Genomic DNA, 206 nt, shown 5'->3' with positions numbered 1-206 from the left:
CAGCCCGGTGGAATCAACTACCAGGTGTGCGATTTCACCCCGGGTGGGCGTTTTGAAACTGACATTAACCGACTTTGCCCGCCTGCTGACACAGCTGTAATCCGGGCAGCGCAACGGAACATTCATCAGTGTAAAAATGGAATCAATAAAACCCTGTGCAGCCCGCAGGGTCAACCTGAACACGCGTTTAATGACCAGAACGGTGG

General features: G+C 52.9%; 1 protein-coding gene. It reads right to left on the bottom strand.

Translation table 11 applies throughout. The features are described 5' to 3' along the window. Window positions 1-206: transposase (locus ACLH1I_RS26770; RefSeq protein WP_411302961.1), on the bottom strand; the 206-nt coding region annotated here is incomplete at both ends.

It is taken from the genome of Klebsiella sp. 1SOBk10mer, from assembly GCF_046602535.1.
GTDB lineage: Bacteria > Pseudomonadota > Gammaproteobacteria > Enterobacterales > Enterobacteriaceae > Klebsiella > Klebsiella quasipneumoniae.
This window is presented reverse-complemented; position numbering and strand designations above follow the sequence as displayed.